Annotated in this window: 22 protein-coding genes; 14 read left to right on the top strand and 8 right to left on the bottom strand. The window is 72.9% G+C overall.

Annotated elements, in window-relative coordinates; all coding sequences use genetic code 11:
* Positions 1–132 precede the first annotated feature (132 nt).
* From ACIRQH_RS27430 to ACIRQH_RS27445, 4 genes are all read left to right on the top strand, one after another.
* Entirely contained in the window at positions 133–1,305 is a 1,173-nt protein-coding gene (locus ACIRQH_RS27430) for a sensor histidine kinase (protein WP_404227271.1), read from the top strand.
* Positions 1,302–1,970: a response regulator transcription factor gene (locus ACIRQH_RS27435; RefSeq protein WP_358821854.1), complete on the top strand. Its 669-nt coding sequence runs from the start codon at positions 1,302–1,304 to the stop codon at positions 1,968–1,970. Before ACIRQH_RS27430 ends, ACIRQH_RS27435 begins: the two co-directional genes overlap by 4 nt.
* A gap of 684 nt (positions 1,971–2,654) precedes the next feature.
* Complete coding sequence (locus ACIRQH_RS27440; protein ID WP_404227274.1) at positions 2,655–3,917, top strand: DUF2690 domain-containing protein; 1,263 nt, start codon at positions 2,655–2,657, stop codon at positions 3,915–3,917.
* A 481-nt stretch (positions 3,918–4,398) separates the two neighbouring features.
* Entirely contained in the window at positions 4,399–5,388 is a 990-nt protein-coding gene (locus ACIRQH_RS27445) for a malate dehydrogenase (protein WP_358821856.1), read from the top strand.
* A gap of 106 nt (positions 5,389–5,494) precedes the next feature.
* On the opposite strand, the gene ACIRQH_RS27450 is transcribed toward ACIRQH_RS27445, so the two are convergent.
* Entirely contained in the window at positions 5,495–5,899 is a 405-nt protein-coding gene (locus tag ACIRQH_RS27450; protein ID WP_404227277.1) for a hypothetical protein, read from the bottom strand.
* Positions 5,900–6,379: 480 nt separating this feature from the next.
* Here ACIRQH_RS27450 and ACIRQH_RS27455 point away from each other — a divergent pair, with 480 nt between their 5' ends.
* From ACIRQH_RS27455 to ACIRQH_RS27480, 6 genes are all read left to right on the top strand, one after another.
* Positions 6,380–7,405, top strand: coding sequence for a hypothetical protein (locus tag ACIRQH_RS27455; protein WP_404227279.1), 1,026 nt, complete (start codon positions 6,380–6,382; stop codon positions 7,403–7,405).
* Between the two features lie 186 nt (positions 7,406–7,591).
* Positions 7,592–9,106 (top strand): aldehyde dehydrogenase family protein, encoded by a 1,515-nt coding sequence (locus ACIRQH_RS27460; protein ID WP_388869273.1) that lies wholly within the window; start codon positions 7,592–7,594, stop codon positions 9,104–9,106.
* Positions 9,107–9,301: 195 nt separating this feature from the next.
* Positions 9,302–10,831 (top strand): GMC family oxidoreductase, encoded by a 1,530-nt coding sequence (locus tag ACIRQH_RS27465; protein ID WP_388929582.1) that lies wholly within the window; start codon positions 9,302–9,304, stop codon positions 10,829–10,831.
* An 89-nt stretch (positions 10,832–10,920) separates the two neighbouring features.
* A complete protein-coding gene (locus ACIRQH_RS27470; protein ID WP_388929759.1) occupies positions 10,921–12,030 on the top strand; it encodes a glycine betaine/L-proline ABC transporter ATP-binding protein in 1,110 nt (369 codons plus the stop codon).
* Positions 12,030–13,970, top strand: coding sequence for an ABC transporter permease (locus ACIRQH_RS27475; protein ID WP_388929583.1), 1,941 nt, complete (start codon positions 12,030–12,032; stop codon positions 13,968–13,970). Before ACIRQH_RS27470 ends, ACIRQH_RS27475 begins: the two co-directional genes overlap by 1 nt.
* A gap of 1 nt (position 13,971) precedes the next feature.
* The gene (locus ACIRQH_RS27480; RefSeq protein WP_358821862.1) at positions 13,972–14,934 is read left to right on the top strand and encodes an ABC transporter substrate-binding protein; all 963 of its coding nucleotides are present in this window, start codon (positions 13,972–13,974) and stop codon (positions 14,932–14,934) included.
* Positions 14,935–15,011: 77 nt separating this feature from the next.
* Here ACIRQH_RS27480 and ACIRQH_RS27485 read toward each other — a convergent pair whose 3' ends face one another.
* Together ACIRQH_RS27485 and ACIRQH_RS27490 are read right to left on the bottom strand one after the other, a co-directional pair.
* Positions 15,012–15,725: an isocitrate lyase/phosphoenolpyruvate mutase family protein gene (locus tag ACIRQH_RS27485; protein WP_358821863.1), complete on the bottom strand. Its 714-nt coding sequence runs from the start codon at positions 15,723–15,725 to the stop codon at positions 15,012–15,014.
* A 49-nt stretch (positions 15,726–15,774) separates the two neighbouring features.
* Positions 15,775–16,302, bottom strand: a complete 528-nt coding sequence (locus tag ACIRQH_RS27490; RefSeq protein ID WP_358821864.1) for a carboxymuconolactone decarboxylase family protein — start codon at positions 16,300–16,302, stop codon at positions 15,775–15,777.
* A 90-nt stretch (positions 16,303–16,392) separates the two neighbouring features.
* Here ACIRQH_RS27490 and ACIRQH_RS27495 point away from each other — a divergent pair, with 90 nt between their 5' ends.
* A complete protein-coding gene (locus tag ACIRQH_RS27495; RefSeq protein ID WP_388869283.1) occupies positions 16,393–17,784 on the top strand; it encodes a PLP-dependent aminotransferase family protein in 1,392 nt (463 codons plus the stop codon).
* 28 nt (positions 17,785–17,812) lie between these two features.
* Here ACIRQH_RS27495 and ACIRQH_RS27500 read toward each other — a convergent pair whose 3' ends face one another.
* Complete coding sequence (locus ACIRQH_RS27500; protein WP_358821883.1) at positions 17,813–18,679, bottom strand: hypothetical protein; 867 nt, start codon at positions 18,677–18,679, stop codon at positions 17,813–17,815.
* 127 nt (positions 18,680–18,806) lie between these two features.
* On the opposite strand from ACIRQH_RS27500, the gene ACIRQH_RS27505 reads away from it, so the two are divergent.
* A complete protein-coding gene (locus tag ACIRQH_RS27505; RefSeq protein ID WP_358821866.1) occupies positions 18,807–19,160 on the top strand; it encodes a hypothetical protein in 354 nt (117 codons plus the stop codon).
* A 50-nt stretch (positions 19,161–19,210) separates the two neighbouring features.
* Complete coding sequence (locus ACIRQH_RS27510) at positions 19,211–20,395, top strand: glutathionylspermidine synthase family protein (protein WP_388869287.1); 1,185 nt, start codon at positions 19,211–19,213, stop codon at positions 20,393–20,395.
* A gap of 33 nt (positions 20,396–20,428) precedes the next feature.
* Here ACIRQH_RS27510 and rocD read toward each other — a convergent pair whose 3' ends face one another.
* Positions 20,429–21,643 (bottom strand): ornithine--oxo-acid transaminase, encoded by a 1,215-nt coding sequence (gene rocD / locus ACIRQH_RS27515; protein WP_388869652.1) that lies wholly within the window; start codon positions 21,641–21,643, stop codon positions 20,429–20,431.
* 329 nt (positions 21,644–21,972) lie between these two features.
* Between rocD and ACIRQH_RS27520 the strand changes: the two genes are divergently transcribed.
* Positions 21,973–23,418, top strand: a complete 1,446-nt coding sequence (locus ACIRQH_RS27520) for a glycine hydroxymethyltransferase (protein WP_404227285.1) — start codon at positions 21,973–21,975, stop codon at positions 23,416–23,418.
* 21 nt (positions 23,419–23,439) lie between these two features.
* Here ACIRQH_RS27520 and ACIRQH_RS27525 read toward each other — a convergent pair whose 3' ends face one another.
* The 3 genes from ACIRQH_RS27525 to ACIRQH_RS27535 all read right to left on the bottom strand — a co-directional run bounded on the left by ACIRQH_RS27525 (position 23,440) and on the right by ACIRQH_RS27535 (position 25,871).
* Positions 23,440–24,162 carry a hypothetical protein gene (locus ACIRQH_RS27525; RefSeq protein WP_388929586.1) on the bottom strand — a complete coding sequence of 241 codons (723 nt, stop codon included), beginning with the start codon at positions 24,160–24,162 and terminating at the stop codon, positions 23,440–23,442.
* Between the two features lie 181 nt (positions 24,163–24,343).
* A complete protein-coding gene (locus ACIRQH_RS27530; protein WP_404227288.1) occupies positions 24,344–25,264 on the bottom strand; it encodes a hypothetical protein in 921 nt (306 codons plus the stop codon).
* On the bottom strand, positions 25,257–25,871 hold the full coding sequence (locus ACIRQH_RS27535) for an RNA polymerase sigma factor (RefSeq protein WP_388869299.1): 615 nt from the start codon (positions 25,869–25,871) through the stop codon (positions 25,257–25,259). Before ACIRQH_RS27535 ends, ACIRQH_RS27530 begins: the two co-directional genes overlap by 8 nt.
* Positions 25,872–25,881 lie beyond the last annotated feature (10 nt).

Consider the following 25,881-nt stretch of genomic DNA (forward strand, 5'->3'; position numbering starts at 1 on the left):
GCGTGCGGGCCGCGTCCCGCGCCGGTTGGAACTCCCGGCCCACCAGGGGAAGTAGTGGACGACACCTCCGCAACCACCGTGGTACTGCCTGGGGTTGACGCCCGTACCGGGCCACGGCGCTACGCTGCGCCGATGCGCTTCCGGCCGCCCCGCCCGCTCACCGTCGACACGCTGACCGCCCTCGCGATGGTGTGTGTGGCCGTACTCCTCGGCCAGGAGTCGGCGGCCCAGGGCTGGCCCGAACTCGACCGCACCGCCTACGTCCTGGTGGTCCTCGCGCATCTCCCGGTGGCGCTGCGCGGCAGGGCACCGCTCGTCGTCCTCGCCGTCGTGGAGGCCGCGAGCGTCGCGTACATCTCCGCGGGCTACTGGCCGGTGGTGAGCACGTTCGGCCCGATGCTCGCCCTCTACACGGTCGCCTCGGTGCGGCAGGCCCGCACCACGGCCGTGTGCGCGGGCGTCTTCGTGGCCGTGTGGATCTACGCCGGGGTGGTCAGCGACAGCGACGCCATGGCGTCCGTCGTGGCGCAGGCGCTGGTCTTCTCCTGCGTCCTGTGGCGCTTCGGCTATCTGGCCCGGCGCGCCGCCGAACTCGCCCGTGAACTCCGCGCCGAACAGGCTGAACGGTCCCGCCGCGAGGTCGCCGAGGAACGCGGGCGCATGGCAAGGGAGTTGCACGACGTCGTCGCCCACCACATGTCGGTGGTCTCCGTGCAGGCGGGGCTCGCCCGCTTCGTCTTCGACTCCGATCCGCCCACCGCCCGCGCCGCGCTCCGCGCCATCGGGGACGCCAGCGGTGACGCCCTGGAGGAACTGCGCCGCATGCTCCAGGTGTTGCGCGAGGAGGACCCGCGCGACCCGGACGGCAGCCCCGAGGCGCCCATGCCGGGTCTCGCCCGGCTCGGCGACCTCGTCGAGCGGGTGCGCGCCGGGGGAGTCCCCGTCGAACTGCGCGTCGAGGGCACCCCGCGCCCGCTCGCCCCGGGCGTCGAACTCTGCGCGTACCGCGTCGTGCAGGAGGCCCTCACCAACATCCTCAAGCACGCCGACCGGGCGGTCGCGGCCGTCGAACTCCACTACGGGGAACACGAGATGACCGTCGTGATCGCAAATGACGGAGAGGGGGTGATTCCGGACAGACTCCCGGTCGGCGGCGGACACGGCTTGATTGGTATGCGCGAGCGGGCCAAGCTCTACGGCGGGACGATCAGTATCGGCCCGCGGAGCGAGGGGGGATTCGCCGTGCGGCTGACCCTGCCAGCCACCGCGCGGGCCGCACGGCGGGGGGACGAGACCACGGCATGACGACAGTGCTCGTCGTCGACGACCAGTACCTGATCCGGGCCGGTCTCGTCGGGCTCCTGAACGCCGCGCCCGGCGTGGAGGTCGTCGGGGAGGCCGAGGACGGCGACGAAGCCGTACGGCTCGCCGCCGCGACCCGGCCCGACGTGATCCTCATGGACATCCGGATGCCCGGCACGAACGGCATCCTGGCCACCGAACGCATCCTCGCCGAGGCCGCCGACCCCGCTCCCCGCATCCTCGTCCTGACCACCTTCGACCTGGACGAGTACGTGTACGGGGCGCTGCGGGCCGGCGCGTCCGGGTTCCTGCTGAAGGACTCGGGGCCCGAGCGGCTGCTCGCCGCGGTGGCCGCGGTCGGCGGCGGCGACGCGCTCTTCGCACCCAGCGTCACCCGCCGTCTCGTCGAGGCCTTCGCCCGCCAGGCCGGCCCCGCCCCGGGCGCCGGGGCGCCGCCCGACCTCGCCGCGCTGACCTCCCGCGAGGTCGAGGTCCTCAAGCTCATCGCCGGCGGCCTGTCCAACCTGGAGATCGCCGACCGCCTGTACATCAGCGAGGCCACGGTCAAGACCCACCTCAACCGGACGATGACCAAACTCGCCCTGGACAGCCGGGCGCAGGCGGTCGTCGTCGCCTACGAGACGGGACTCGTCACGCCGGGGCGGTGAGTGAGGGCGGGGCCGGCAGGGGGTGCGGGCGGCCGGTCCGGGTACGACAGCGGCCCGTCCTCTCCCCCGAGTAAGGACGGGCCGCGATCGGGCGGGTGGACCGCCTGGGGTCAACCCTTGTGCACCGGGCACGGCCCGTTCAACAGTCGGCCGCTCCCTGTGGCACGGAAGTGACCGTTCCGGTACGGTCTCCGCGCGCTGCCGCGGGAACCGCCCGACTTCGGCCGGTCGAGAGGCAGTTGGGTCGAGCGGGGAAGTGCTCCGCGGGATCGCCCGCCGCGCGGCCGGGGGGTACCTCGCGCGGACGCCGCCTTCTCCCCGGACCGGTCGGCCGCCCTGCGACTCCTGACCGCTTCTGTGGCCTCTGAGATCCCCCATGTGTCCTCGTTGTGTCGATGTGTTGACAAGTTTGGTGATGTGCGCCGAACGGCCTGTTCGTACGGGCTGCCGATGGAACACTGGATCGTGGTCCGGGTGGCGCACGACGGTGCCCGCCCCGGCCTGAATGCACCCGTGCGCCCCCTTTCCGGGAACTGGAAGCCGGACCGGGCGCATCCCTGTGGGTAGCCAGAACGGGGACACGGCGGAGACGGTGTCGTCTCCGCCGGACACGGCAACCGGGAGCCGGGGGAGTCGCACGCGGGGGAAACGTCGTGCACGAAACGGGGGAAGAGGGGGGAAGAAATGCCTCGTTGGAAAGGCTTGCCGGATGAACTCGATCCGCAGGTCAAGGAGTTCGCCGGCCAACTGCGACGGCTCGTCGACCGGAGCGGGCTGAGCATCGCCGCCGTGGCCGACCGCACGGGCTACAGCAAGACGTCCTGGGAGCGCTATCTCAACGGGCGGCTGCTCGCGCCGAAGGGGGCGATCGTCGCGCTGTCCGAGGTGACCGGGGCGAGTCCCGTTCACCTCACGACCATGTGGGAGCTGGCCGAGCGCGCCTGGAGCCGTTCGGAGATGCGGCACGACATGACGATGGAGGCGATCCGGATATCCCAGGCGCGCGCCGCGCTCGGGGAGTTCGGGCCGGCGGCCGGTGCCAAGGGGGGCGCCGCGAGCGGGGGTGGCGGGCAGCAAATCGCGTCCGGCCGGCGGGCCGGCAGCGCGACCGCGACGCCGGGGATCGCCGGGCCGGCGGGGGTCTCGCCCACGATTCCGCCGAGGGCGACACCGGCGACGACACCCTCGGTGTCGCCGTCCGTGCCGCTCCAGCCGACCGGGCGGGACGGGGGCGAACCGTCGTACGGGGGGACGTCGTCGTCCCGGTCCGGCTCGGGCTCGGGAGCGGGCCCCGGTGGCGGTGGTGGCTGGGGAGTTGTCGCGCCGCCACGCGGCGGGGCTGCAGCCGGTGCGCCCGGTGCGCCCGGTGCGAGTGATACGGGTGGCGCGGGCGGTGCGGCCGGGGGGCCGTCGCCGCAGGACGCGCGGCCCGTCGGGGCGGGGGAGGACCGTGCGCGGCGCAGGCGGCGGCTGACGATGTTCCTCGCCGGGGTCGTGGGGGCGCTGGTGGTCGTCGCGGTGGCCGTGTACCTCACCCACGGCGGGGACAAGGAGGAGGCCGGCGGTACACGCAAGGCCCCGGCGGTGTCCGCGAGCACCCAGCCCGATCTGCCGCCCGGCGTGAAGTGCGCCGGGGCCCCGTGCACCGGCAAGGACCCGGAGAACATGGGGTGCGGCGGTGAACTGGCCACGACCACGACCAGCGTGACGGTCGGCACGGCGCTGGTGGAGGTGCGCTACAGCAAGACGTGCGGGGCCGCGTGGGCACGGATCACGCAGGCGGCTCGGGGGGATCGGGTCGACGTGTCGTCCGGGACCGCGGCGAAGCAGACGGGGGCGGTCGACGCGGACGCGGACGCGTACACGCCGATGGTCGCGGTGAAGGACGCGGGGGACGCGCGGGCCTGCGCGACGCTGAAGACCGGGCAGAAGGGCTGCACGAAGTAGGCGTCCTCTATCGGGAAGGGTCCAGCTCCTCCGCGTGAGGAGCTGGACCCTTCGTGGCGCCAGGGGTGGGAAAGGCTGGGGCGGCGGGGCCGAAAGAAGGTCTGCCGGGGGACGCCTGAGAAATCCCCCGGGTGGGGGGAATGAGTTCGCGCGAAGGGGGCAGGCGGACCGTACCCCCACGGGATCCGGTGCTGTCGGGAGAGGGAGAACAGCCTCCCCCGACCCCCGGCACCCTCATGGCGGTCGCCGAGCTCACCCCCTCTCCCGGGCCCGGCGACCGCCTCCCCCCGAGATCTGTGGGGTGGGCCACACGGACCCGGACGTACGGGGTCCCGGATGCGCGATAGCCTGACGGCGGATCTCTCTTGACGCCGAGAGATCGATCATCGAAACCCTTGATCGATCATTGCGGCGGTTGCCGAGGACGATCCTGCACCCGGGGCAGGGACGCCCCACCGCCTGCTGTCATACGGAGAACGCCATGACCCGCACTCCCGTGAACGTCACCGTCACCGGCGCGGCCGGCCAGATCGGTTACGCCCTGCTCTTCCGCATCGCCTCCGGCCAGCTGCTCGGCGCGGACGTGCCGGTCAAGCTGCGCCTCCTGGAGATCACGCCGGCGCTGAAGGCCGCCGAGGGCACCGCCATGGAGCTCGACGACTGCGCCTTCCCGCTCCTCCAGGGCATCGACATCACGGACGACCCGAACGTCGCCTTCGACGGCACCAACGTCGGCCTGCTCGTCGGCGCCCGCCCCCGCACCAAGGGCATGGAGCGCGGCGACCTGCTCTCCGCCAACGGCGGCATCTTCAAGCCGCAGGGCAAGGCGATCAACGACAACGCCGCGGACGACGTCAAGATCCTGGTCGTCGGCAACCCGGCGAACACGAACGCGCTCATCGCGCAGGCCGCCGCCCCGGACGTACCCGCCGAGCGCTTCACGGCGATGACGCGTCTGGACCACAACCGCGCGCTGACCCAGCTCGCGAAGAAGACCGGCAGCACGGTCGCCGACATCCAGCGTCTGACGATCTGGGGCAACCACTCGGCCACCCAGTACCCCGACATCTTCCACGCCACGGTCGGCGGCAAGAACGCGGCCGAGGTCGTCAACGACGAGAAGTGGCTCGCCGAGGACTTCATCCCGACCGTCGCCAAGCGCGGCGCCGCGATCATCGAGGCCCGTGGCGCGTCCTCGGCCGCCTCCGCGGCCAACGCCGCCATCGACCACGTGCACACCTGGGTCAACGGCACGGCGGACGGCGACTGGACCTCCATGGGTATCCCGTCGGACGGTTCGTACGGTGTCCCGGAGGGTCTCATCTCGTCCTTCCCCGTCACCACGAAGGACGGCCGCTACGAGATCGTCCAGGGCCTGGACATCAACGAGTTCTCCCGCGCCCGCATCGACGCCTCCGTCAAGGAGCTCGAGGAGGAGCGCGAGGCGGTCCGCGGCCTCGGCCTGATCTGACCCGCCCGGACCGCCTCCACCGAGGCCGGTCCCCAGCGGTGACCACGACGCCCGGACGGCGAAAGCCGTCCGGGCGTCGCCGTGTCGGGGTCCCTGATCGACGGGTCTACGCCAACTCCCGCTTCCCGGCGGCCGAGAACGGCTTCGTCACCACCGTGCGGCGGTCCCGCCCGGTCCCTGGACGAGGATCCCGTTCACGCCTTGCACGTTCCGGGCCGCGCCCCCACGTACGCGACGCCGTCCGGCGGCGGGTTCGGCCCGGTACCGCGTCGGCGAGGGAACCGGTGCCGGGCAGCGTCCAGTCGGGGCGTTCCGCGTGCAGGAGCCTGTCCTCGGGGATCCGCGTCTCCGGACAGCCCGAGACGGCCGTCGACCCGGGCAGCGCCGCCGGCATCGACCCGAACGCGACCGACGCCGCCTCGTCCCCGACGAACACATGGTGCGCGGCATCGGGACACGGCACGAACGACCCCTCGGACCTGCCGAACCGGCCCGTGTCGGCGCTACGCACGCTCCGTCCCCGGCGCGCCCCGGGCCCCCGCCATCGTGGTCCAGCACGCACAACTCGACGGCGCCCACCGGGTCGTAGCGCCGCCGGACCGCGTACGTACGCCGGGTCGATGTGCCCTCCACCAGGACCCGCGCCTGTTGTCCCGGAAGGGATCGCCCGGCCGGGGGGCCTCGACGCGCGGACGCCGCACGCGCGCGGCCACCGGTTCGGCCTCGGTGACCGTGCCCTCGGGCACCGGCCGGTGCAGGACACGTGTGAGCAGCGCGCGAAGTGCTGTGCGGGCGGGCGGGGCTGGTGGGGCGTACGGAAAGTACGCATCGAACGGACGTGCTTTGTCGCCATAAAGAGGGGTGCGTTGGGCGCGAACGTCACTATCGTCGTCCCTACGGTCCGGCCGGGGACAGGGGCGCGGCAGGCGCCGGCGATCAGGCGCCGGGGCCCGGCCGACGGGCGTGGCCGTGACGGAGCGGGGGTGACGGGATGGCGCAGCGATGGGACGCGGACCGTCGACAGTGGGTCGACGACGGTGACGAGGGTGACGGCCGTGAGGACCGCGGCCGTACGGACCCTTCCGACGGTGGCCGGGGGCAAGGGGACGGGGAGCAGCGGAACGGCGAGCAGTGGTGGGCCGCCGCCACGCAGGCCGGTGCCGTGCGGCCCGACCTGCACCGGCCCCAGCCCACCGGGACGCCCGGGCCGCCGGGCGGGCCGCCGGCGTCGCAGCCGCAGTCCTGGCCGCCCCAGCAGCAGTCCCCCGCCTGGTCGCCGCCCGTCCAGCCATGGCCCGGGGGTGGTGCTCCCGCGCCCGGCGGGGGCCGGGGGCAGGGGCCCGGGGACTCGCGCCGGCTGTTGCTGGTGATCGTCGCCGTGGCCGTTCTCGCGGGCGGTGTCGGAGGCGGGCTCTGGGCCCTCACCAGGGACGACGAGGCGGGCGGCCGGACGGAGGGCGGATCGGCCGGACCGGCCGTGACCGTCACCGCGACCACCGGTGTCCCCTCGGACGGCCCGTACGGCACCGGCGACGAGGGCGCCTACGCCGACCCGGTCTCGCCCACCGCCCCGGCGCCGTCCCCCGGGTACACCAGGGCGGTCGATCCGCTCGGCTACACCGTGGACGTGCCCGCCGGCTGGGCGCGCGACCAGACGCAGGGGAAGCTGGCGCCCGTCGTCACCTACACGGCCCCCGGCGGCGATCGCAAGCTCATGGTGTTCGAGGTCAAGGAGGTCTCCGTGACGGATTCCTCGGCGCAGGCCCAGGACATCGCGGAGGGGTTCAAGGGCTACCGGTACCTGAACCGTCGGAGCGGCGCCGACTGGACGGAGTTCAGCTACCGCTACGACAGCAGGCAGTTCGGGCCCACCGGGACCATCGACCACCGCTTCCAGGCCGCGGACGGCACGCCGTACGCCATCGTCGCCAGCGGCCCCGCCGGTACGGACATGAGCGACCAGCTCACCACGGCCCTGGACTCCTTCTGCCCGACCGGGACCGCCTGCAGCAGCTGATCACCACCAGCTGACCTGTAATTCGTCCCTTCTCATCCTGTTTTGGTGGGTTTTTCCGTGACCTGGCGCACTTTCGGTGTCCGGTTGTGCATGCATCCCGGGCCGAGGGGCATGTGCTCACGGCCCCCGGGGGTCACACCTGTGTGACTCAGGGGCGTCGAACAGGAACGGAAGGCAACACCGATCATGGCCGGACAGCAACAGGCAGAACAGACCATCCACGTGGGCGGCGAGTGGCGCGCGGCGCTCTCCGGCGCGACGCGCGAGATCCTCGACCCCGCCGATGCCAAGCCGTTCGCCGTGGTCGCGGAGGGTGACGAGAAGGACACCGACCTCGCGGTGGCCGCGGCCCGCCGCGCCTTCGACGAGGGCCCCTGGCCGCACACCCCCGTCGCCGACCGCGCCGCTCTGCTGCGCCGCGTCGCCGACCTCCTCGTCCGTGACCGCGAGGAACTCGGCCTGCTGGAGAGCCGGGACGCGGGCAAGACCGTGGAGGAGGGGCGCGTCGACATCGACTGTGTCGCCGACGCCTTCCGCTACTTCGCCGACCTCGTCGTGGGTGAGGGCGGCGGACGCGTGGTCGACGCGGGCTCCGCCGACATCCACAGCGTCGTCGTGCACGAACCCGTCGGGGTCTGCGCGCTGATCACCCCCTGGAACTACCCCCTCCTCCAGGCCAGTTGGAAGATCGCTCCGGCGCTCGCCGCGGGCAACACCTTCGTGGTCAAGCCCAGCGAGATCACCCCGCTGACCACCGTCGCCCTGCTCGGTCTGCTCGCCGAGGCGGGCCTCCCCGACGGGGTCGCGGGAATCGTCACCGGCCCCGGCCACACGGTCGGCGCCCGCCTCGCGGAGCACCCCGACGTCGACCTCGTCTCCTTCACCGGCGGACTGGTCAGCGGTACGAAGGTCGCGCACGCCGCCGCCGACACGGTCAAGAAGGTCGCGCTCGAACTCGGCGGCAAGAACCCCAACGTCGTCTTCGCCGACGCCTGCGCCACCGAAGAGGGCTTCGACACCGCCGTCGACCAGGCGCTCAACGCCGCCTTCATCCACAGTGGCCAGGTCTGCTCGGCCGGCTCACGGCTCATCGTCGAGGAGTCCGTGCGCGAGCGCTTCGTCGCCGAACTCGCCCGCAGGGCGGGCGCGATCCGGCTCGGCCGCGGCACCGAGGACGGCGTGGAGTGCGGCCCGCTCGTCTCCGAGCAGCAGCGCGAGAAGACCGAGGCGTACGTCGCCTCCGCGCTGGCCGAGGGAGCGGTGCTGCGGTCCGGCGGCAAGCGGCCCGAGCCGTCCGACGTCCGGCCCGCCACCGGCTACTTCTACGAGGCGACGGTCCTCGACCAGTGCCACCGTGAGATGCGCGTCGTCCGCGAGGAGGTCTTCGGACCCGTCCTGACCGTGGAGACCTTCTCCACCGAGGACGAGGCCGTCGCCCTCGCCAACGACACCGAGTACGGCCTCGCCGGCGCCGTCTGGACCGCGGACGCCGGCCGCGCCCGACGTGTCGCCGGCCGGCTGCGCCACGGCACGGTCTGGATCAACGACTTCCACCCCTACCTCCCGCAGGCGGAGTGGGGCGGCTTCGGCAAGAGCGGCGTCGGACGCGAACTCGGCCCGGCCGGACTCGCCGAGTACCGCGAGACCAAGCACGTCTACCAGAACCTCGCGCCGCAGCCCGTGCGCTGGTTCGCCGGCTGAACCCCGCAGGGCCGGCCCCGCTCGCCGGCCCGGCGGCCGACGGCACGGCGCCGGGCGCCGGTTCACCGCCCCCGGGGGCGACGACCCGATCCGCCGCCCGGCGCGGACCCGTACCCCGCCGTCCCCCGTCCCCGGCTTCGTCCCCGTCCCCCCTCCCCAACCCCCCACCGCACAAGGCACCTTGGAGCACCCCTCATGTCCCAGCACGAGAACAGGTACGACTACGTCGTCATCGGCGGCGGCACGGCGGGCTCCGTGATCGCGTCCCGCCTCACCGAGAACCCCGACGTCACCGTCGCCGTGATCGAGGGCGGGCCCAGCGACGTGGGCCGCGACGACGTCCTGACCCTGCGCCGCTGGATGGGCCTGCTCGGCGGGGAACTCGACTACGACTACCCGACGACCGAGCAGCCGCGCGGCAACTCCCACATCCGGCACAGCCGTGCCCGGGTGCTCGGCGGCTGCTCGTCGCACAACACGCTGATCGCGTTCAAGCCGCTGCCGTCCGACTGGGACGAGTGGGAGGCGGCCGGCGCCAAGGGCTGGGGCGCGGTGCCGATGGAGGCGTACTACGCGCGGCTCCTCAACAACATCGTGCCGGTCGACGAGAAGGACCGGAACGCCATCGCCCGCGACTTCGTGGACGCCGCGCAGACCGCGCTCGACGTGCCCCGCGTCGAGGGCTTCAACCAGAAGCCGTTCACCGAGGGCGTAGGCTTCTTCGACCTCGCGTACCACCCGGAGGACAACAAGCGCTCCAGCGCCTCCGTCGCGTACCTGCACCCCGTGATGGACGAACGCCCCAACCTGACCCTCCTGCTGGAGACCTGGGCCTACAAGCTGGAACTCGACGGGACCCGCGTCACCGGCGTGCACGTCCGCACGAAGGACGGCGAAGAGGTCCTCGTGAGCGCGAAGAACGAGGTGCTGCTCTGCGCGGGCGCCGTCGACTCCCCGCGCCTGCTGCTGCACTCCGGCATCGGCCCCGCCGGTGACCTGGAGGAGCTGGACATCCCGGTCGTGCACGACCTGCCCGGCGTCGGCGAGAACCTCCTCGACCACCCCGAGTCGGTGATCGTCTGGGAGACGAACGGGCCGATCCCCGAGAACTCCGCGATGGACTCCGACGCGGGCCTGTTCGTGCGCCGCGACCCCGAACAGCAGGGCCCCGACCTGATGTTCCACTTCTACCAGATCCCGTTCACGGACAACCCGGAGCGCCTCGGCTACGAACGCCCCGCGCACGGCGTCTCGATGACCCCCAACATCCCCAAGCCGCGCAGCCGCGGCCGCCTCTACCTGACGAGCGCCGACCCGGCCGTCAAGCCCGCCCTCGACTTCCGGTACTTCACGGACGAGGACGACTACGACGGACGCACCCTCGTCGACGGCATCAAGATCGCCCGGGAGATAGCCAAGGCCGAGCCGCTCGCCGGCTGGCTCAAGCGCGAGGTCTGCCCCGGCCCCGCCGTCACGGACGAAGAGGAACTCGGCGCGTACGCACGCCAGGTCGCGCACACCGTCTACCACCCGGCCGGCACCTGCCGGATGGGCGGGATGTCCGACGAACACGCGGTCGTCGACCCGGAGTTGAGGGTCCGCGGTCTGGAAGGCATCCGGATCGCCGACGCCTCCGTCTTCCCGACCATGCCCGCCGTGAACCCGATGATCGGGGTGCTCATGGTCGGCGAGAAGGCCGCCGAGCTGATCGGGGGCGGTGCGTGATGAGTACGACCACCGACGTGAACCCGTCCGCCGCGGACGACAGCACGGCAGTCGGCACCACCACCACCCCGCCCGCCGAAGGAGTCGAGATGAGCGGCAACGAGACCGAGCCCGTCTTCTCGGTACAGAACCTGTGGAAGGTCTTCGGGCCGAAGGCCGACCGCGTACCGGGCGACCCCGAACTCGCCTCGCTCGACGCCGCCGAACTGCGCGCCGCCACCGGCTGCACCGCCGCCGTCCGCGACGTCAGCTTCGACGTCCGCAAGGGCGAGGTCTTCGTCGTCATGGGCCTGTCCGGCTCGGGCAAGTCCACGCTCGTCCGCTGCCTCACCCGGCTGATCGAGCCGACCTCGGGCCGGCTCGCCATCGACGGCGAGGACGTCCTCGCCATGGACAAGGGCCGGCTGCGCGAACTGCGCCGCCACCGCGCCGCCATGGTCTTCCAGCACTTCGGCCTGCTGCCGCACCGCTCCGTCCTCGACAACGTCGCCTACGGCCTGGAGATCCAGGGCGTCCCGCGTGAGGAACGCCGCGCGAAGGCCGCCGAGGTCGTCGCCAAGGTCGGCCTGGAGGGCATGGAACAGCGCAGGCCCGGCCAGCTGTCCGGCGGCCAGCAGCAGCGCGTCGGGCTGGCCCGCGCCCTCGCCGTCGACCCCGAGGTCCTGCTCTTCGACGAGCCGTTCAGCGCGCTCGACCCGATGATCCGGCGGGACATGCAGGAGGAGGTCGTCCGGCTGCACCACGAGGAGGGCCGCACGATGGTCTTCATCACCCACGACCTCTCCGAGGCACTGCGCCTCGGCGACCGCATCGCCCTGATGCGCGACGGGCGGATCGTCCAGCTCGGCACCCCCGAGGAGATCGTCGGCTCCCCGGCCGACGCCTACGTCCGCGAGTTCGTCCGGGACGTACCCCGCGAACAGGTCATGACCGTGCGCACGGCGATGCGGCCCGGCGACTGCGGCGCGACCGAGCACCCCGACGCCCTCGCCCCCGGCACCGTCGTCGCCGACGCCATCCGGACCGTCTCCGGCAGCGGACGCGCCGCCTGCGTCGTCCAGGACGGCCGCTGCCTCGGCGTCGTCGACCACGAGCGGCTGCTCGCCGTCGTCGCCGGATCGGACCTGACCGCCGGCGCGGACGCCCGCACCGGCGCGGACCCACGCGGCGGGGCGGACCTGCGGAAGGAGGCGGTGTGATGGCCACAGTCACCGCGTCCGCTCCCCGCACCGTCCTGCCCGCCCGCCTCCGGCACCCCGCCGTCGGCAAACTCCTGCTGCTCGCCGTCGTCGCCGCGGTCCTCGTACCGCTCGCAGACGCCCACTGGGCCAGCGGCAGCTGGCCGCACGCCCTCACCGTCGACCTGACCGAACCGCTCGGCAAGGCCAGCGACTGGATCATCGACAACCGCGACAGCCACCCGCTGTTCCTCTACTTCTTCGGCTACGTCAGCAACGCCGTCGTCCTCTCCGTGCACGGCGTCTACCTGCTGCTCCTCGCGGCAGGCTGGGCCGGAGTCGCCGCCGTCGCCGCCGTGGTGGCCTGGCGCGCGGCCGGTGTCCGGCTGGCGCTCGGCACCGGCGCCGCGTTCCTCGCCTGCGGACTGCTCGGCATGTGGGTGCCCACCATGCAGACCCTCGCGGTCATGGTGGTCGCCGTCCTCGCCTCCGTCGTCCTCGGAGCCCTGCTCGGCCTCGCCGCCGGGCTCTCCGACCGCACCCACCGCGCGCTGCGCCCCGTCCTGGACACCATGCAGGTGCTCCCGGCCTTCGCGTACCTGCTGCCGGTCGTGCTGGTCTTCGGCATCGGCGTCCCCGCGGCCGTCCTCGCCACCGTCGTCTACGCCGCCCCGCCCATGGCCCGCCTCACCGCGCTCGGTCTGCGCGACGCGGACGAGGGCGTGATGGAGGCCGTCGCCTCGCTCGGCGCCACGGCCCGCCAGCGCCTGCTCACCGCACGCCTCCCGCTGGCCCGCAAGGAACTCCTCCTCGGCCTCAACCAGACGATCATGATGGCGCTGTCCATGGCCGTCATCGCCTCCGTCATCGGCGCCGGCGGTCTCGGTGACCGCGTCTACCAGGCCCTCGCCTCCGTCGACGTGGGCGCCGCCCTCTCCGCGGGCATCCCGATCGTGCTCCTCGCCGTCGTCCTCGACCGCGTCACGGGCGCGGCCGGCGAACGCCTCGGCGAGGCCCGCACGAGCACCCCCTGGCTGTTCGGGGCGGCCGCCGCGGTGGTCGTCGCGGTCGCCGGCCGACTCGTCGGCCGGCTGGACTGGCCCGACGCGTGGGTCGTCGACATCGCCGAGCCGGTGAACAACGCCGTCGACTGGATGACCGACCACCTGTACTCGGGCGTCCCCTACATCGGCGGCACCGCCGACTGGGCCGGCCACTTCACCACGTGGGTCCTCGACCCCGTACGGGACGGCCTGCAGTGGCTGCCCTGGTGGTCGGTGCTGCTGATCGTCGCCGCCCTGGCCTGGCTCATCGGCACCTGGCGCACCGCGATCACCGCCGTCCTCGCCATGGCCGCGATCGGTGTGCTCGGTGTGTGGAAGCCGTCCCTCGACACGCTGTCGCAGGTCCTCGCCGCCGTCGCCGTGACCCTCGTGATCGGCTTCGCCGTCGGCATCGCAGCCGCCCGCAGCGAACGCTTCGAGCGACTGCTCCGGCCGGTCCTCGACGTCTTCCAGACCATGCCGCAGTTCGTGTACCTCATCCCCGTGGTCGCGCTGTTCGGCGTCGGCCGCGCACCCGCCGTCGCCGCCGCCGTGGTCTACGCGCTGCCCGCCGTCGTCCGCATCACCACCCAGGGACTGCGCGCCGTCGACCCGGCGGCCATGGAGGCCGCCCGCTCCCTCGGCGCGACCCCCACGCAGCAACTGCGCCAGGTCCAGCTCCCGCTGGCCCGCCCGGCCCTGCAGCTCGCCGTCAACCAGGGCGTCGTCCTGGTCCTCGCCGTCGTCATCATCGGCGGCCTCGTCGGCGGTGGCGCGCTCGGCTACGACGTCGTGTTCGGCCTCGCGCAGGGCGACCTGGCCACCGGCCTGGTGGCCGGCGGCGCGATCGTCTGCCTCGGCCTGATGCTCGACCGGGTGACCCAGCCCACCGAACGCCGCGTGAGGAAGGGAGCCTGACATGCGACTCCGTACGACATCCGCCGCCGTCGCCGGCACATCGGCCCTGCTGCTGCTCACCGGCTGTGGCGCCGCCGACATGACCAAGCAGGCCTCGCCCTTCGCGAACGCCCAGGGCGCGAAGACGGTGACCCTGTCCGTGCAGTCCTGGGTCGGCGCCCAGGCCAACGTGGGCGTGGCGCAGTACCTGCTGGAACACGAGCTGGGCTACCGCGTCGACACCGTCCAGGTCGACGAGGTGCCCGCCTGGGACGCGCTCAGCCAGGGGCGTGTCGACGCGATCCTGGAGGACTGGGGCCACCCGGACCAGGAGAAGCGCTACGTCGACGACAAGAAGACGATCGCCCCCGGCGGCGACCTCGGAGTGACCGGGCACATCGGCTGGTACGTCCCGACGTACTTCGCCAAGCAGCACCCCGACGTCACGAACTGGAAGAACCTGAACAAGTACGCCGACCAGCTGCGCACCCCCGAGAGCGGCGGTAAGGGACAACTCCTCGACGGGTCCCCGTCGTACGTCACCAACGACAAGGCGCTGGTGGACAACCTGAAGCTGAACTACCAGGTGGTGTTCGCCGGTTCGGAAGCCGCGCAGATCACGCAGATGAAGCAGTTCGCGAAGGAGAAGAAGCCCTTCCTCACGTACTGGTACTCCCCGCAGTGGCTGTTCGAGAAGGTCCCGATGACCGAGGTGAAGCTGCCCGCCTACAAGGAGGGCTGTGACGCGGACGCGGCGAAGGTCGCCTGCGCCTATCCGCACACCCCGCTGCAGAAGTACCTCAACGCCGACTTCGCGAAGACGGGCGGGAAGGCGGCCGCTTTCCTGAAGAAGTTCAAGTGGACCACCGAGGACCAGAACGAGGTCTCCCTGATGATCGCCAACGAGAAGTTGTCGCCGCAGGAGGCCGCGAAGAAGTGGGTCGACGAGCACCGGTCGACGTGGCGGGCGTGGCTGCCTTCGTAGCCGACGTGTGAGGGGTGGGGGGAGGGGCCGACCGACGCGGCCCCGCCCCCCCACCCTTTGCGCCGGCCCGCAGTGGACTACCTCAGCCCCGCCGCGATGTCCCCCAGCGCCTCGGCCGCCCTGCGCTGCAGCCCCGGCCCGAACGTGACCCGGGTGGCGCCGAGTGCACCGAGTTCGGCCGTCGGTACGCCGTCGAGCCGGGCGAACACGTTCAGCGGACCGCGGATGCCGGACCGCAGCAGCGGCAGCACGCCGGCCGGCGCCCCGATCGGGTACACGCAGTCCGCCCCCGCGGACACGTACAGCGCCGCCCGCTCGATGACGCGCTCCGGGTCCCCGTCGCCGTACTCGAACACATCGACGCGGGCGTTCACGAACAGCAGGTCCGCCGCCGCGCTCCGCACCTCCGCCAGCCACGCGGCGTGCCGGTCCGCGTCCTTGAGGACACCGCCCTCGGAGTCCTCCAGATTGCAGCCGACGGCGCCCGCCTCCAGCAGCCGCTCCACCAGTTCCTTCGGCGCGAGCCCGTAGCCGCCCTCCACGTCGGCCGACACCGGCACGTCGACCGCCCGGACGATCCGCGCCACAGCCGCGAACATCTCGGCGGCCGGTGTCCGCCCGTCGGCGTACCCGAGGGAGGCGGCGACGCCGGCGCTCGGTGTGGCCAGAGCGGGGAACCCGGCGTCGGCGAACACCCGCGCGCTCGCCGCGTCCCACGGCCCGGGCAGCACCAGCGGATCGTCCGGCAGGCGACCGTGGTGCAGCGCCCGGAACCGCTCCACCTCGCTCACCACGTGGTGGTCCCGGCCGGAAGCGCGGTGGTCCGGGCTCCGGCGGCGGTCACTTGTGCTGACCGGCCTGGTAGTGACCGGGCACCATGCGGCAGGTCACGCCGAAGCGGTTCCAGGAGTTGATGACCGTGATGCAGGCGATCAGCTGGGCCAGCTCGGCCTCGTCGAAGTGCTTGGCCGCCCGCTCGTAGACCTCGTCCGGCACGAAGCCGTCCGTCAGCACCGTGACGGCCTCGGTCAGCTCGACGGCCGCCAGCTCCCGCTCCGTGTAGAAGTGCCGCGACTCCTCCCACGCGCCGAGCTGCACGATCCGCTCCACGCTCTCACCGGCCGCGAGCGCGTCCTTGGTGTGCATGTCGAGGCAGAACGCGCAGTGGTTCAGCTGCGAGGCGCGGATCTTCACCAGTTCCAGGAGCACGGGGTCCACCCCGCGCCGGGCCGCCGCGTCGAGCCTGACCATCGCCTTGTAGACGTCGGGCGCGAGCTGGGCCCAGTTCAGCCGCGGCGTGTGCTCGGGCGCGTACGCCGCACCCTCGCCGGGCGTGGTGGTGGTCTCCGTCGTCGTCCCGCTGGTCATGGCGTTCCTCCCGGTGGTCCGCGGTCGTGTCCCGCGTCGTCGTGGCACCGACACTACGAGGGGAGTAGCCCAGGGGTATGGTCCATTCCCATGGCAAAAACATGGGCCACTCTGGGAGTCGACCTCCATGTGGAACCGACCGGATCCGGTGTCCGCAAGGGGCTGACGGACGCGCTGCGCGAGGCCGTCCGGGGCGGCAGACTCGCCCCCGGAACCCGCCTCCCGTCCTCCCGCTCGCTCGCCACCGACCTCGGCGTCGCCCGCAACACGGTCGCCGACGCCTACGCCGACCTCGTCGCCGAGGGCTGGCTCACCGCCCGCCAGGGATCCGGCACCCGGGTGGCCGAGCGGACCGTCACACCGCAGGCGCCCGAGCCCGCGCAGCGCCGCCGCGAGCAGGGCCGCCCCGTCTACGACCTCGTCCCCGGCAGCCCCGACCTCGCCTCCTTCCCGCGCACCGCCTGGCTCAAGGCCGCCCGCCGCGCCCTGACCGACGCGCCCCACGAGGCATTCGGCTACGGCGACCAGCGCGGCCGACCCGAACTGCGCGCCGCCCTCGCGGGCTACCTCTCCCGCGCCAGGGGCGTCCGTGCCGACCCGGACCGGATCGTCGTCTGCTCGGGCTTCGCCGACGCGCTGACCCTGCTCGGAACCGTCCTGCGGCGGCGCGGACTGCGGTCGGTCGCGGTCGAGTCGTACGGCCTCGACGCGCACTGGAACCTCCTGCACCGCTCGGGTCTGCGTACGACCCCGCTCCCCTTCGACGAACTCGGCACGGACACACGGGACATGGCGGGCGCGCGAGCTGTCCTCCTCACCCCCGCCCACCAGTTCCCGATGGGCGTGCCCCTGCACCCGGACCGCCGGGCCGCCGTCGTCGACTGGGCCCGTCGCACCGGGGGACTGGTCCTGGAGGACGACTACGACGGCGAGTTCCGCTACGACCGACAGCCCGTCGGCGCGCTGCAGGGTCTGGACCCCGACCACGTGATCCACATGGGCACCGCGAGCAAGTCGCTGGCGCCCGGGCTCCGCCTCGGCTGGCTGGTCCTGCCGCCGTCGCTCGTCGACGAGGTCGTCTCCCTGAAGGCGGAGGGCGGTTGGTCCACCGGTGTGCTCGACCAGCTGACCCTGGCGGAGTTCATCACCTCCGGCGCCCACGACCGCCATGTGCGCGCCGCCCGGCTGCGGTACCGGCGCCGCCGCGACGCCCTCGTCGCCGCGCTCGCCACCCGCGCGCCCGCCGTCCGCGCCACCGGCATCGCGGCCGGCCTGCACGCCGTGCTCCAACTCCCGCCGGGCACCGAGCGGTCGGTCGTCCAGGCCACCGCCTGGCAGGGACTCGCCGTGCACGGCCTCGCCCGCCACCGGCACCCCGACGCCTCCGTCCCTCCACTGGACGCCCTGGTCGTCGGCTACGGCACCCCGCCGGACCACGCGTGGTCCGGCGCGCTGGACGCGTTGTGCCGGGCCCTGCCATGAGACCGGCGCCGCTCGGACGCGCCCGCGCTCACCCCTGCGGCGACCCGGCGGACCCGGACTCCGTCTCCGTGCTCGGCGCCTCACCGAACCGGGCCAGCGCCAGCGCGCCCGCCACGGCCACCGCGAACCCGAGGACCGCCAGCCAGGTCAGCCCCTCGCGCGTACGGTCGCCCAGCCAGATCACCCCCACCAGCGCGGGCCCGATCGTCTCCCCGATGACGAGCCCGGCGGTGGCCGTCGTCACCGAACCCCGCTGCAGGGCCGTGGTCAGCAGCAGGAAGGCCGCTCCGCCACCGACGAGCAGCGCGTACGTCGCCGGGTTGCTCAGCAGGCTCCCCGGGTCGAGGTCCTCGATCAGCCGCACCGCCACCTCGACGACACCGAACCCGAACCCCGCCCCCAGACCCAGCGTGAGCGCCCGCCCCCGGTCGGGCAGCCGCCCGCCGACGAGCCCCAGCAGCAGGACGACCACGGAGATCCCCAGCATCGCGTACTTCAGCCCGAGGGAACCCGTCCGGTCGCCCTCCGTCCCGGACGCCAGGCCCAGCATCGCAAGCCCCGCGCACACCACCGCCACCGCGCCCCACTCGACACGCTTCAGCCGCACATGGATCAGCCACGAGGCCACCACCGCGGTCACGGCGAGGCTCGCGGCGAGGGCCGCCCCGACCGCGTAGATCGGAAGGGACCGCAGAGCGGCGATCTGCAGCACGAACCCGACACCGTCCAGAGCGAGTCCGGCGAGATAGCGCCACTGCCGCAACGCCCGCAGCAGCAGCGTCGCCGCCCCCGCGGGCCCGCTGTCGGTCCCGCCCTCACCGGCGGCGCGGGCGGCCATCGCCTGGAGAACCGTCGCCGTACCGAAACACACCGAGGCACCAAGGGCGCACAACATTCCAAAGAGCACGAAGCGACTGTAGGGGACAGTGCGGCGCGGGGGGCCGACGCGGGCGCGGCGCACCCGATGCCTAATCTGGACTCCGGCCAAAACATGATCTGGACAGAACAAACGGGGGAACGGAATGGCAGACGTACAGCGCCGGCTGCGATCGGGCACGGTCGTCCTCGGCGGCATGGGACTCCTCGCGGCGGCCCTCACCGCCTGCTCCTCGGACGCCCCCGACAAGCGGTGCGTCGACCGCGACAGCTACCGGCTCGGCAAGGGCTACGAGGTCGTCTCCGACAAGAACTGCACCTCCACCAAGTCCTCGGCCCACGGCACCTGGTACTACGGCGGCACGAACAAGAGCGGCCGGATGGACGGCGGCTCCTTCACCAAGCCCGCCAAGGGATCGGGGAGTTCGAGCGGCGGCAGCCACGGCGGCGGTGTCGACCGCGGCGGCTTCGGCGGCGGCAAGGGCGGCTCGGGCGGCTGACCCGGGACAACCGCCCGCGTCCCCTCCCGCCGAGCAGAGACCCCGCACCCATGGAACGCCGCACCATCACCCCCCGCCCCGGCTGGCAGCAGACCGTCGAGGAACAGGGGCTCGTCTACCCGCTCACCCGTCACCCCGACGACTCGCTGCGCCCCTACTGGGACGAGAGCGCCCACTACGTCTTCTCGCTGCCCGAGGTCGAGGCGCTGGAGGAGGTCGTCGAGGAACTGCACGGCATGTGCCTCGCGGCCGCCGCCCACATCGTCGAGCACGACCGCTTCGCCGACCTCGGCATCGACGACCGGCGGGTCGCGGCGGCCGTCGCCGAGGCCTGGCACCGGCGTGCCGAACTCCCCTCCGTCTACGGCCGGTTCGACCTCCGGTACGACGGCACCGGTCCGGCGAAGCTCCTGGAGTACAACGCCGACACCCCCACCTCACTCGTGGAGGCCGCGAGCCCCCAGTGGTTCTGGATGGAGGACCGCTTCCCCGGCGCCGACCAGTGGAACTCGCTGCACGAACGCCTCGTCGCCGCCTGGAAGAAGCAGGGAGCCCTCCTGCCGCCGGGCAGCCCGCTCCACTTCGCGCACTCCGCCGCCGACGAACTCGGCGAGGACCTGATGACGGTCGCCTACCTGAAGGAGACCGCCGAACAGGCAGGCCTCGACACCGACTGGATCTCCATGGAGGAGATCGGCTGGGACCCCCTCTCCGGCCGCTTCGTCGACAACCGGCTCCGCTTCATCCGCAGCTGCTTCAAGCTCTACCCCTGGGAATGGCTCACCGCCGACCGGTTCGCCGACCACGTCCTGGACACCCTCGACAACGGCGGCGGCACCGGCAGCACGCTCTGGATCGAGCCCGCCTGGAAGATGCTCCTCTCCAACAAGGCGCTCCTCGCGATCCTCTGGGAGCTGTACCCGGGCCACCCGAACCTCCTCCCCGCCTACCTCGACGGCCCCCGCGAACTGGCCCGCACGAACGGGTACGTCACCAAGCCCCTCCTCGGCCGCGAGGGCGACGGCGTGACCATCCACGAGCCCGGCGAGGCCCCCGTCGTCCGCGAAGAGGCCTGCTGCTACCAGGAACTGGCGCCGCTCCCGTCCTTCGACGGCAACCGGGTCGTCCTCGGCGCCTGGGTCGTCGAGGACGCGTCGGCGGGCCTCGGCATCCGCGAGTCCTCCGGCCCGATCACCGACGAGTACGCCCGCTTCCTGCCCCACGTGATCCTCTAGCGCCCGACCCGGCCGGGACCCCTGGAACTCTCCCTACGCACCCAGTACGTCCCGCAGTTGCCCCAGCCCCCAGTCCAGGTCCTCCTTGCCGATGACCAGGGGCGGGGCGACCCGGACGGTGACACCGTGGGTGTCCTTGACCAGCACACCCCGGTCCATCAGCTTCTCGGAGATCTCCCGCCCCGAGCCGAACTCCGGGGCGATGTCGACGCCCGCCCACAGCCCCCGCCCCCGCACCGCGGTCACGTGCCCGGAATCGGTGAGCAGCGCCAGCTCGCGGTGCAGATGCGCGCCGAGCTCGGCGGCCCGCTGCTGGTACTCGCCCGTCCGCAGCATCGCGATCACCTCCAGCGCCACCGCGCACGCCAGCGGATTCCCGCCGAACGTCGACCCGTGCTCCCCGGGCCGGAACACCCCCAGCACCGCCGCGCTCGACACCACGGCCGACACCGGCACCACCCCGCCGCCGAGCGCCTTCCCGAGGACGTACATGTCCGGCACCACACCCTCGTGCTCGCACGCGAACGTCCGTCCCGTGCGCCCGAGCCCCGACTGGATCTCGTCCGCGACGAACAGCACACCCCGCTCCCGCGTCAGCTCCCGCACCGCCGGCAGATAGCCGGGCGGCGGCACCAGCACCCCGGCCTCTCCCTGGATCGGTTCGAGCAGCACCGCCACCGTGTTCTCCGACACCGCCGCCCGCATCGCCGTCAGATCCCCGAACGGCACGATCTCGAATCCCGGCGTGTACGGGCCGAAGTCCGCCCGCGCCTCCTGGTCCGTCGAGAAGCTGATGACCGTCGTCGTACGCCCGTGGAAGTTGTTGCCCGCGACGACGATCTTCGCTCGCCCCTCGGGCACCCCCTTGACCCGGTACCCCCACTTCCGGGCCGTCTTCACCGCGGTCTCCACCGCCTCCGCGCCCGTGTTCATCGGCAGCACCATCTCCATGCCGCACAGCGACGCCAGCTCCCGGCAGAAGTCCGCGAACCGGTCGTGGTGGAACGCCCGCGACGTCAGCGTCACCCGGTCCAGCTGCGCCTTCGCCGCCTCGATCAGCCGCCGGTTGCCGTGGCCGAAGTTGAGCGCGGAGTAGCCGGCCAGCAGATCGAGGAAGCGGCGCCCCTCGACATCCGTCATCCACGCTCCGTCCGCCGTCGTCACGACGACGGGCAGCGGGTGGTAGTTGTGCGCGCTGTGCGCGTCGGCCGAGGCGATGAACGCCTCCGTCGTCTCCAGGGCATCCATGGCGGTCACCGGAACTCCGTTCTCCGACCCGCGAAGGGTGGGCTTGTGGCCCCCTTCCTATCGTCGCTCGCATGGTGGACGGGGGAACCCGGTGATCCGGCGCGCCCGGTAGGCTGACCGGCGGGGCCGTGACTGGCGCGCTGGGATGGGACCGACCATCGGGGAGCGGCACCCACGCTGTGACTTCTCCGGGAACCGTCCCGGACCCCCGGCCGCTGCATCCGGCCGTACGAGGGGGCCCGGTGGTGTCCGGGCGGGAAGCCGCGGCAACCGAGTGCCGTGCGCCTGGGCCGACCCGTGAACGCTGAACGCCACGTCCGGAGGCCGTCATGCCAGAGCCCCTCTCCACCGAGTCCACCGCCTTCCGCAGCGCCCTCGACGTGATCAGGGCCGTCGAGCCCCGCGTCGCCGACGCCATCGGCCAGGAAGTCGCCGACCAGCGCGACATGCTCAAGCTCATCGCGTCCGAGAACTACGCCTCCCCGGCCACCCTGCTCGCCATGGGCAACTGGTTCAGCGACAAGTACGCCGAGGGCACCGTCGGCCGCCGCTTCTACGCCGGCTGCCGCAACGTCGACACCGTCGAGGCCCTCGCCGCCGAGCACGCCCGCGAACTCTTCGGCGCCGAGCACGCCTACGCCCAGCCGCACTCCGGCATCGACGCCAACCTCGTCGCCTTCTGGGCCGTCCTCGCCGCCCGCGTCGAGGCCCCCGCCCTCGCCAAGGCAGGCGTCCGCAACGTCAACGACCTCACCGAGGCCGACTGGGCCGAACTGCGCCAGGCCTTCGGCAACCAGCGCATGCTCGGCATGTCCCTCGACGCCGGCGGCCATCTCACCCACGGCTTCCGCCCGAACATCTCCGGCAAGATGTTCGACCAGCGCTCGTACGGCACCGACCCCACCACCGGCCTCATCGACTACGAGGCCCTGCGCGCCTCCGCCCGCGAGTTCAAGCCGCTGATCATCGTCGCCGGTTACTCCGCCTACCCCCGCCTGGTGAACTTCCGCATCATGCGGGAGATCGCCGACGAGGTCGGTGCCACCCTCATGGTCGACATGGCCCACTTCGCCGGCCTCGTCGCGGGCAAGGTCCTCACCGGCGACTTCGACCCGGTGCCGCACGCCCAGATCGTCACCACGACCACGCACAAGTCGCTGCGTGGCCCACGCGGCGGCATGGTCCTGTGCGACGAGACCCTCGCCGAGCAGGTCGACCGCGGCTGCCCGATGGTGCTCGGCGGCCCGCTCCCGCACGTCATGGCCGCCAAGGCCGTCGCGCTCGCGGAGGCCCGCCGCCCCGAGTTCCGCGACTACGCGCAGGCCGTCGTCGACAACGCCCGTGCCCTCGCCGAGGGGCTGATGCGCCGCGGCGCCACGCTGGTCACCGGCGGCACCGACAACCACCTCAACCTCATCGACGTCGCCTCCTCCTACGGCCTCACCGGTCGTCAGGCCGAATCGGCCCTGCTCGACTCGGGCATCGTCACCAACCGCAACTCCATCCCCGCCGACCCGAACGGCGCCTGGTACACCTCCGGTATCCGTATCGGCACGCCCGCGTTGACCACCCGTGGTCTCGGTGCGCCCGAGATGGACGAGATCGCCGGTCTGATCGACCGCGTCCTCACCGCCGCCGAGGCCGGCACCACCGCCAAGGGCGCCCCGTCCAAGGCCCAGCACGTCCTCGACGCGAAAGTCTCCGACGAGATCGCCCACCGCGCCACCGATTTGCTGGCGCCGTTCCCGCTCTACCCGGAGATCGACCTCGGCTGACAGCCGTCGAACGACCGGCCCCTACAGGTCGATCAGTTCCTGTCGTGGCTCCCGCGGCGATCCGGCGTTCTCTCGCCGGGTCGCCGCGCGGCGTATGCACCACGGGATCCCGCCGCCCAGCAGCAGACCCGCCGCGAGTCCTGCCAGCGCCCAGTCCGCCCGCTCCAGCGCCGCTGGTTTTGCAGCCACCGGCGCTGTCCGGTCCGGGCCGAACAGCTTCCCCTCCTGGGCCAGCTGCCCGAACACCGAGCGCGGCGCCCGGTGCCAGCGGATGTCGTCGTCCGCCACGTCGGGTGAGACGTCCGTGCGCACCCACGGTGTGCCGTCCCGCGCGAGGAACACCTGGTCCTGCCGCTCGACGGCGACGTCCCCGCCGGGCGCCCGACTGGTCTGCGGCCAGCCCCCGACACCGGTCAGCCCCCAGACGACGGTGGCCCGCACCTCCGGATAATCCCCACGCGCCCACGCGTCGGGCACCCGCTCCGTCCCCGTGAACCGGGGCGCCAACAGCCGCCACAGCCGTCCGAAGTCCCGCTCCCCGGAGTGCAGCGTCGTCGTCCGCCCGGTGCCGCCGGCGATCACCAGCGCGAGGTCCGGGGTGTCACCCCCGCCGGAGCCCCCGGCACCGTCCGCGGCCCGGGCCGCTGCTGCGCCGACCGTGAGCGACGCCGACAAGGCCACCGCCACGGACACGAGGAACAGCCCCCACATCCTCGCCCTGCTCCGCTCACCCCTGCGCGTCATCCGTCCCCCCATGTCATCCGTCCCTCCCCTCGTCCGCACGGCACCGCACCTCCGCCCGGCACGCCCGCCCCCGGACGGTGGGGTCCGCACGGGACGTCTCACTTCTGGTACACCGCTCGGCCCCTCGGAGTTCCCACCCGGAGCCGTCGACCTCCGAGCGCTACCGCGGGAGGCGGGCTCGCTACTTCAGCGACCGCGCGATATCCAGCGCCCGCGCCCTGGACGACACCCCCTCCAGTCGGAGCGTCACCTCGCCGTCGTGCGTCCACAGCAGCGTCGGGCCGGCGGTCCGCTCGGCGTGGCTGAAGCTGTCGCCGTCCGCGTCGAGGAGCCGGAAACTCAGGCGGTGCGGGCGGGCGAACCAGAGCGCGGGGCTGCCGGGCGTCTCCCCGTCGTCGAGGCTCAGCCACTCGGGCGGCTCCCGCACCGTCTTGGTGAATCCGATGTCCAGCCGCGCCGGAAACGCGTCGATCCGGACCGTGCGCCCGTGCTCACGCCAGCACAGGTTCATCAGCAGGCGTCCCTGCGGCTCCGGCGTCACCGTGATCGTGTCCGGCGCCCCGAGCGCGCCGGGTACGGGAGGGGTGAACCCCGCCCGGCGCGCGGCCTGAGCCGACGTCAGGGAGGGACCGGGGCAGCCCGGCACCCGGGCACCGGCCGAGGGCGCGGCCGACGGGTCGTACCGCACCTCGACGCCGCCGAAGTCGAACCAGTCGACGACCGCCGCGCGCACCGGAGGGGTGAGCACGAGCACCGTCACGGCACCGCACAGGGCCGCCATCAGGACGCGCCGGCGCTCACGCAGCCGGCGACGCACCGACGGCAGCGGCGCGCCGGACCCCGGCGGGCCCGCCACCGCGGCCGGGGTCTCCTCGCTCAGCGGCGCGGGGGCGGGGGACGCCTCCATCGCGAGCAGCTCCGACAGCACGCGCTCGGCCATCGACTCGCCCGGATCGGCGCCGTCCGTGCCCGGTCCGTCCAGTGCTCTGCCGAGCGCCAGCAGCTCGTCCCGCAGCCGGGCGGCGTCGGCGTGCTCACGCCTCCCGCGGCCGAGGCCCGAACCCGCGCCGCCGGCGCCCTCGTCCTCGTACGGCTCACGCATGATCGGCACCCCCCTGTCGGCGCTCGCGGGGTTCGAGGGCGGGCAGGAGCCGGCCCAGCTTGCGCAGGGCACGGTTGAGCCGGGACTTCACCGTGCCGCGGGGCCAGCCCAGTGCCTGGGCCGTCTCCGGCTCGTCCATCTCCAGCAGATAGCGGTAGGTGACGACGAGGCGGTGCTCCTCGCTCAGCTGCTCCAGGCCCGCCAGCAGCGCCGCCCGGCGCTCCGCCCCCAGGGCCGCGAGCGCGGGGTCCGTCGCTTCCGGTATCAGCGGTTCCGCCTCGGTCAGCGCGGCCTCCCGGCCGGCCAGGGTGCGCTGACGCACCGCCGTGCGCACGGTGTTCCTCGCTTCGTTGGCGACGATCGACAGCAGCCACGGCTTGAACGCCGAGCCGTCCCGAAAGCGCTCCAGCGAGCAGTACGCCTTGATGAAGGCCTGCTGCACCACGTCCTCCGCGTCCGCACCCGCGCCGAGTGCCCTGGCCGCCCTGATCGCGATAGCCGTGTGGGCACGGACCAGCTCCGCGTACGCCTCCGGCTCTCCGGTGCGTACGCGGGCGATGACCTCGGCCTCGTCGACGACGATGCGGCCCCCCTCCCGCGTCCTCACACTCTTGGTA

It is taken from the genome of Streptomyces sp. NPDC102279 (genome assembly GCF_044766365.1).
In the GTDB taxonomy this organism is placed as follows: domain Bacteria; phylum Actinomycetota; class Actinomycetes; order Streptomycetales; family Streptomycetaceae; genus Streptomyces.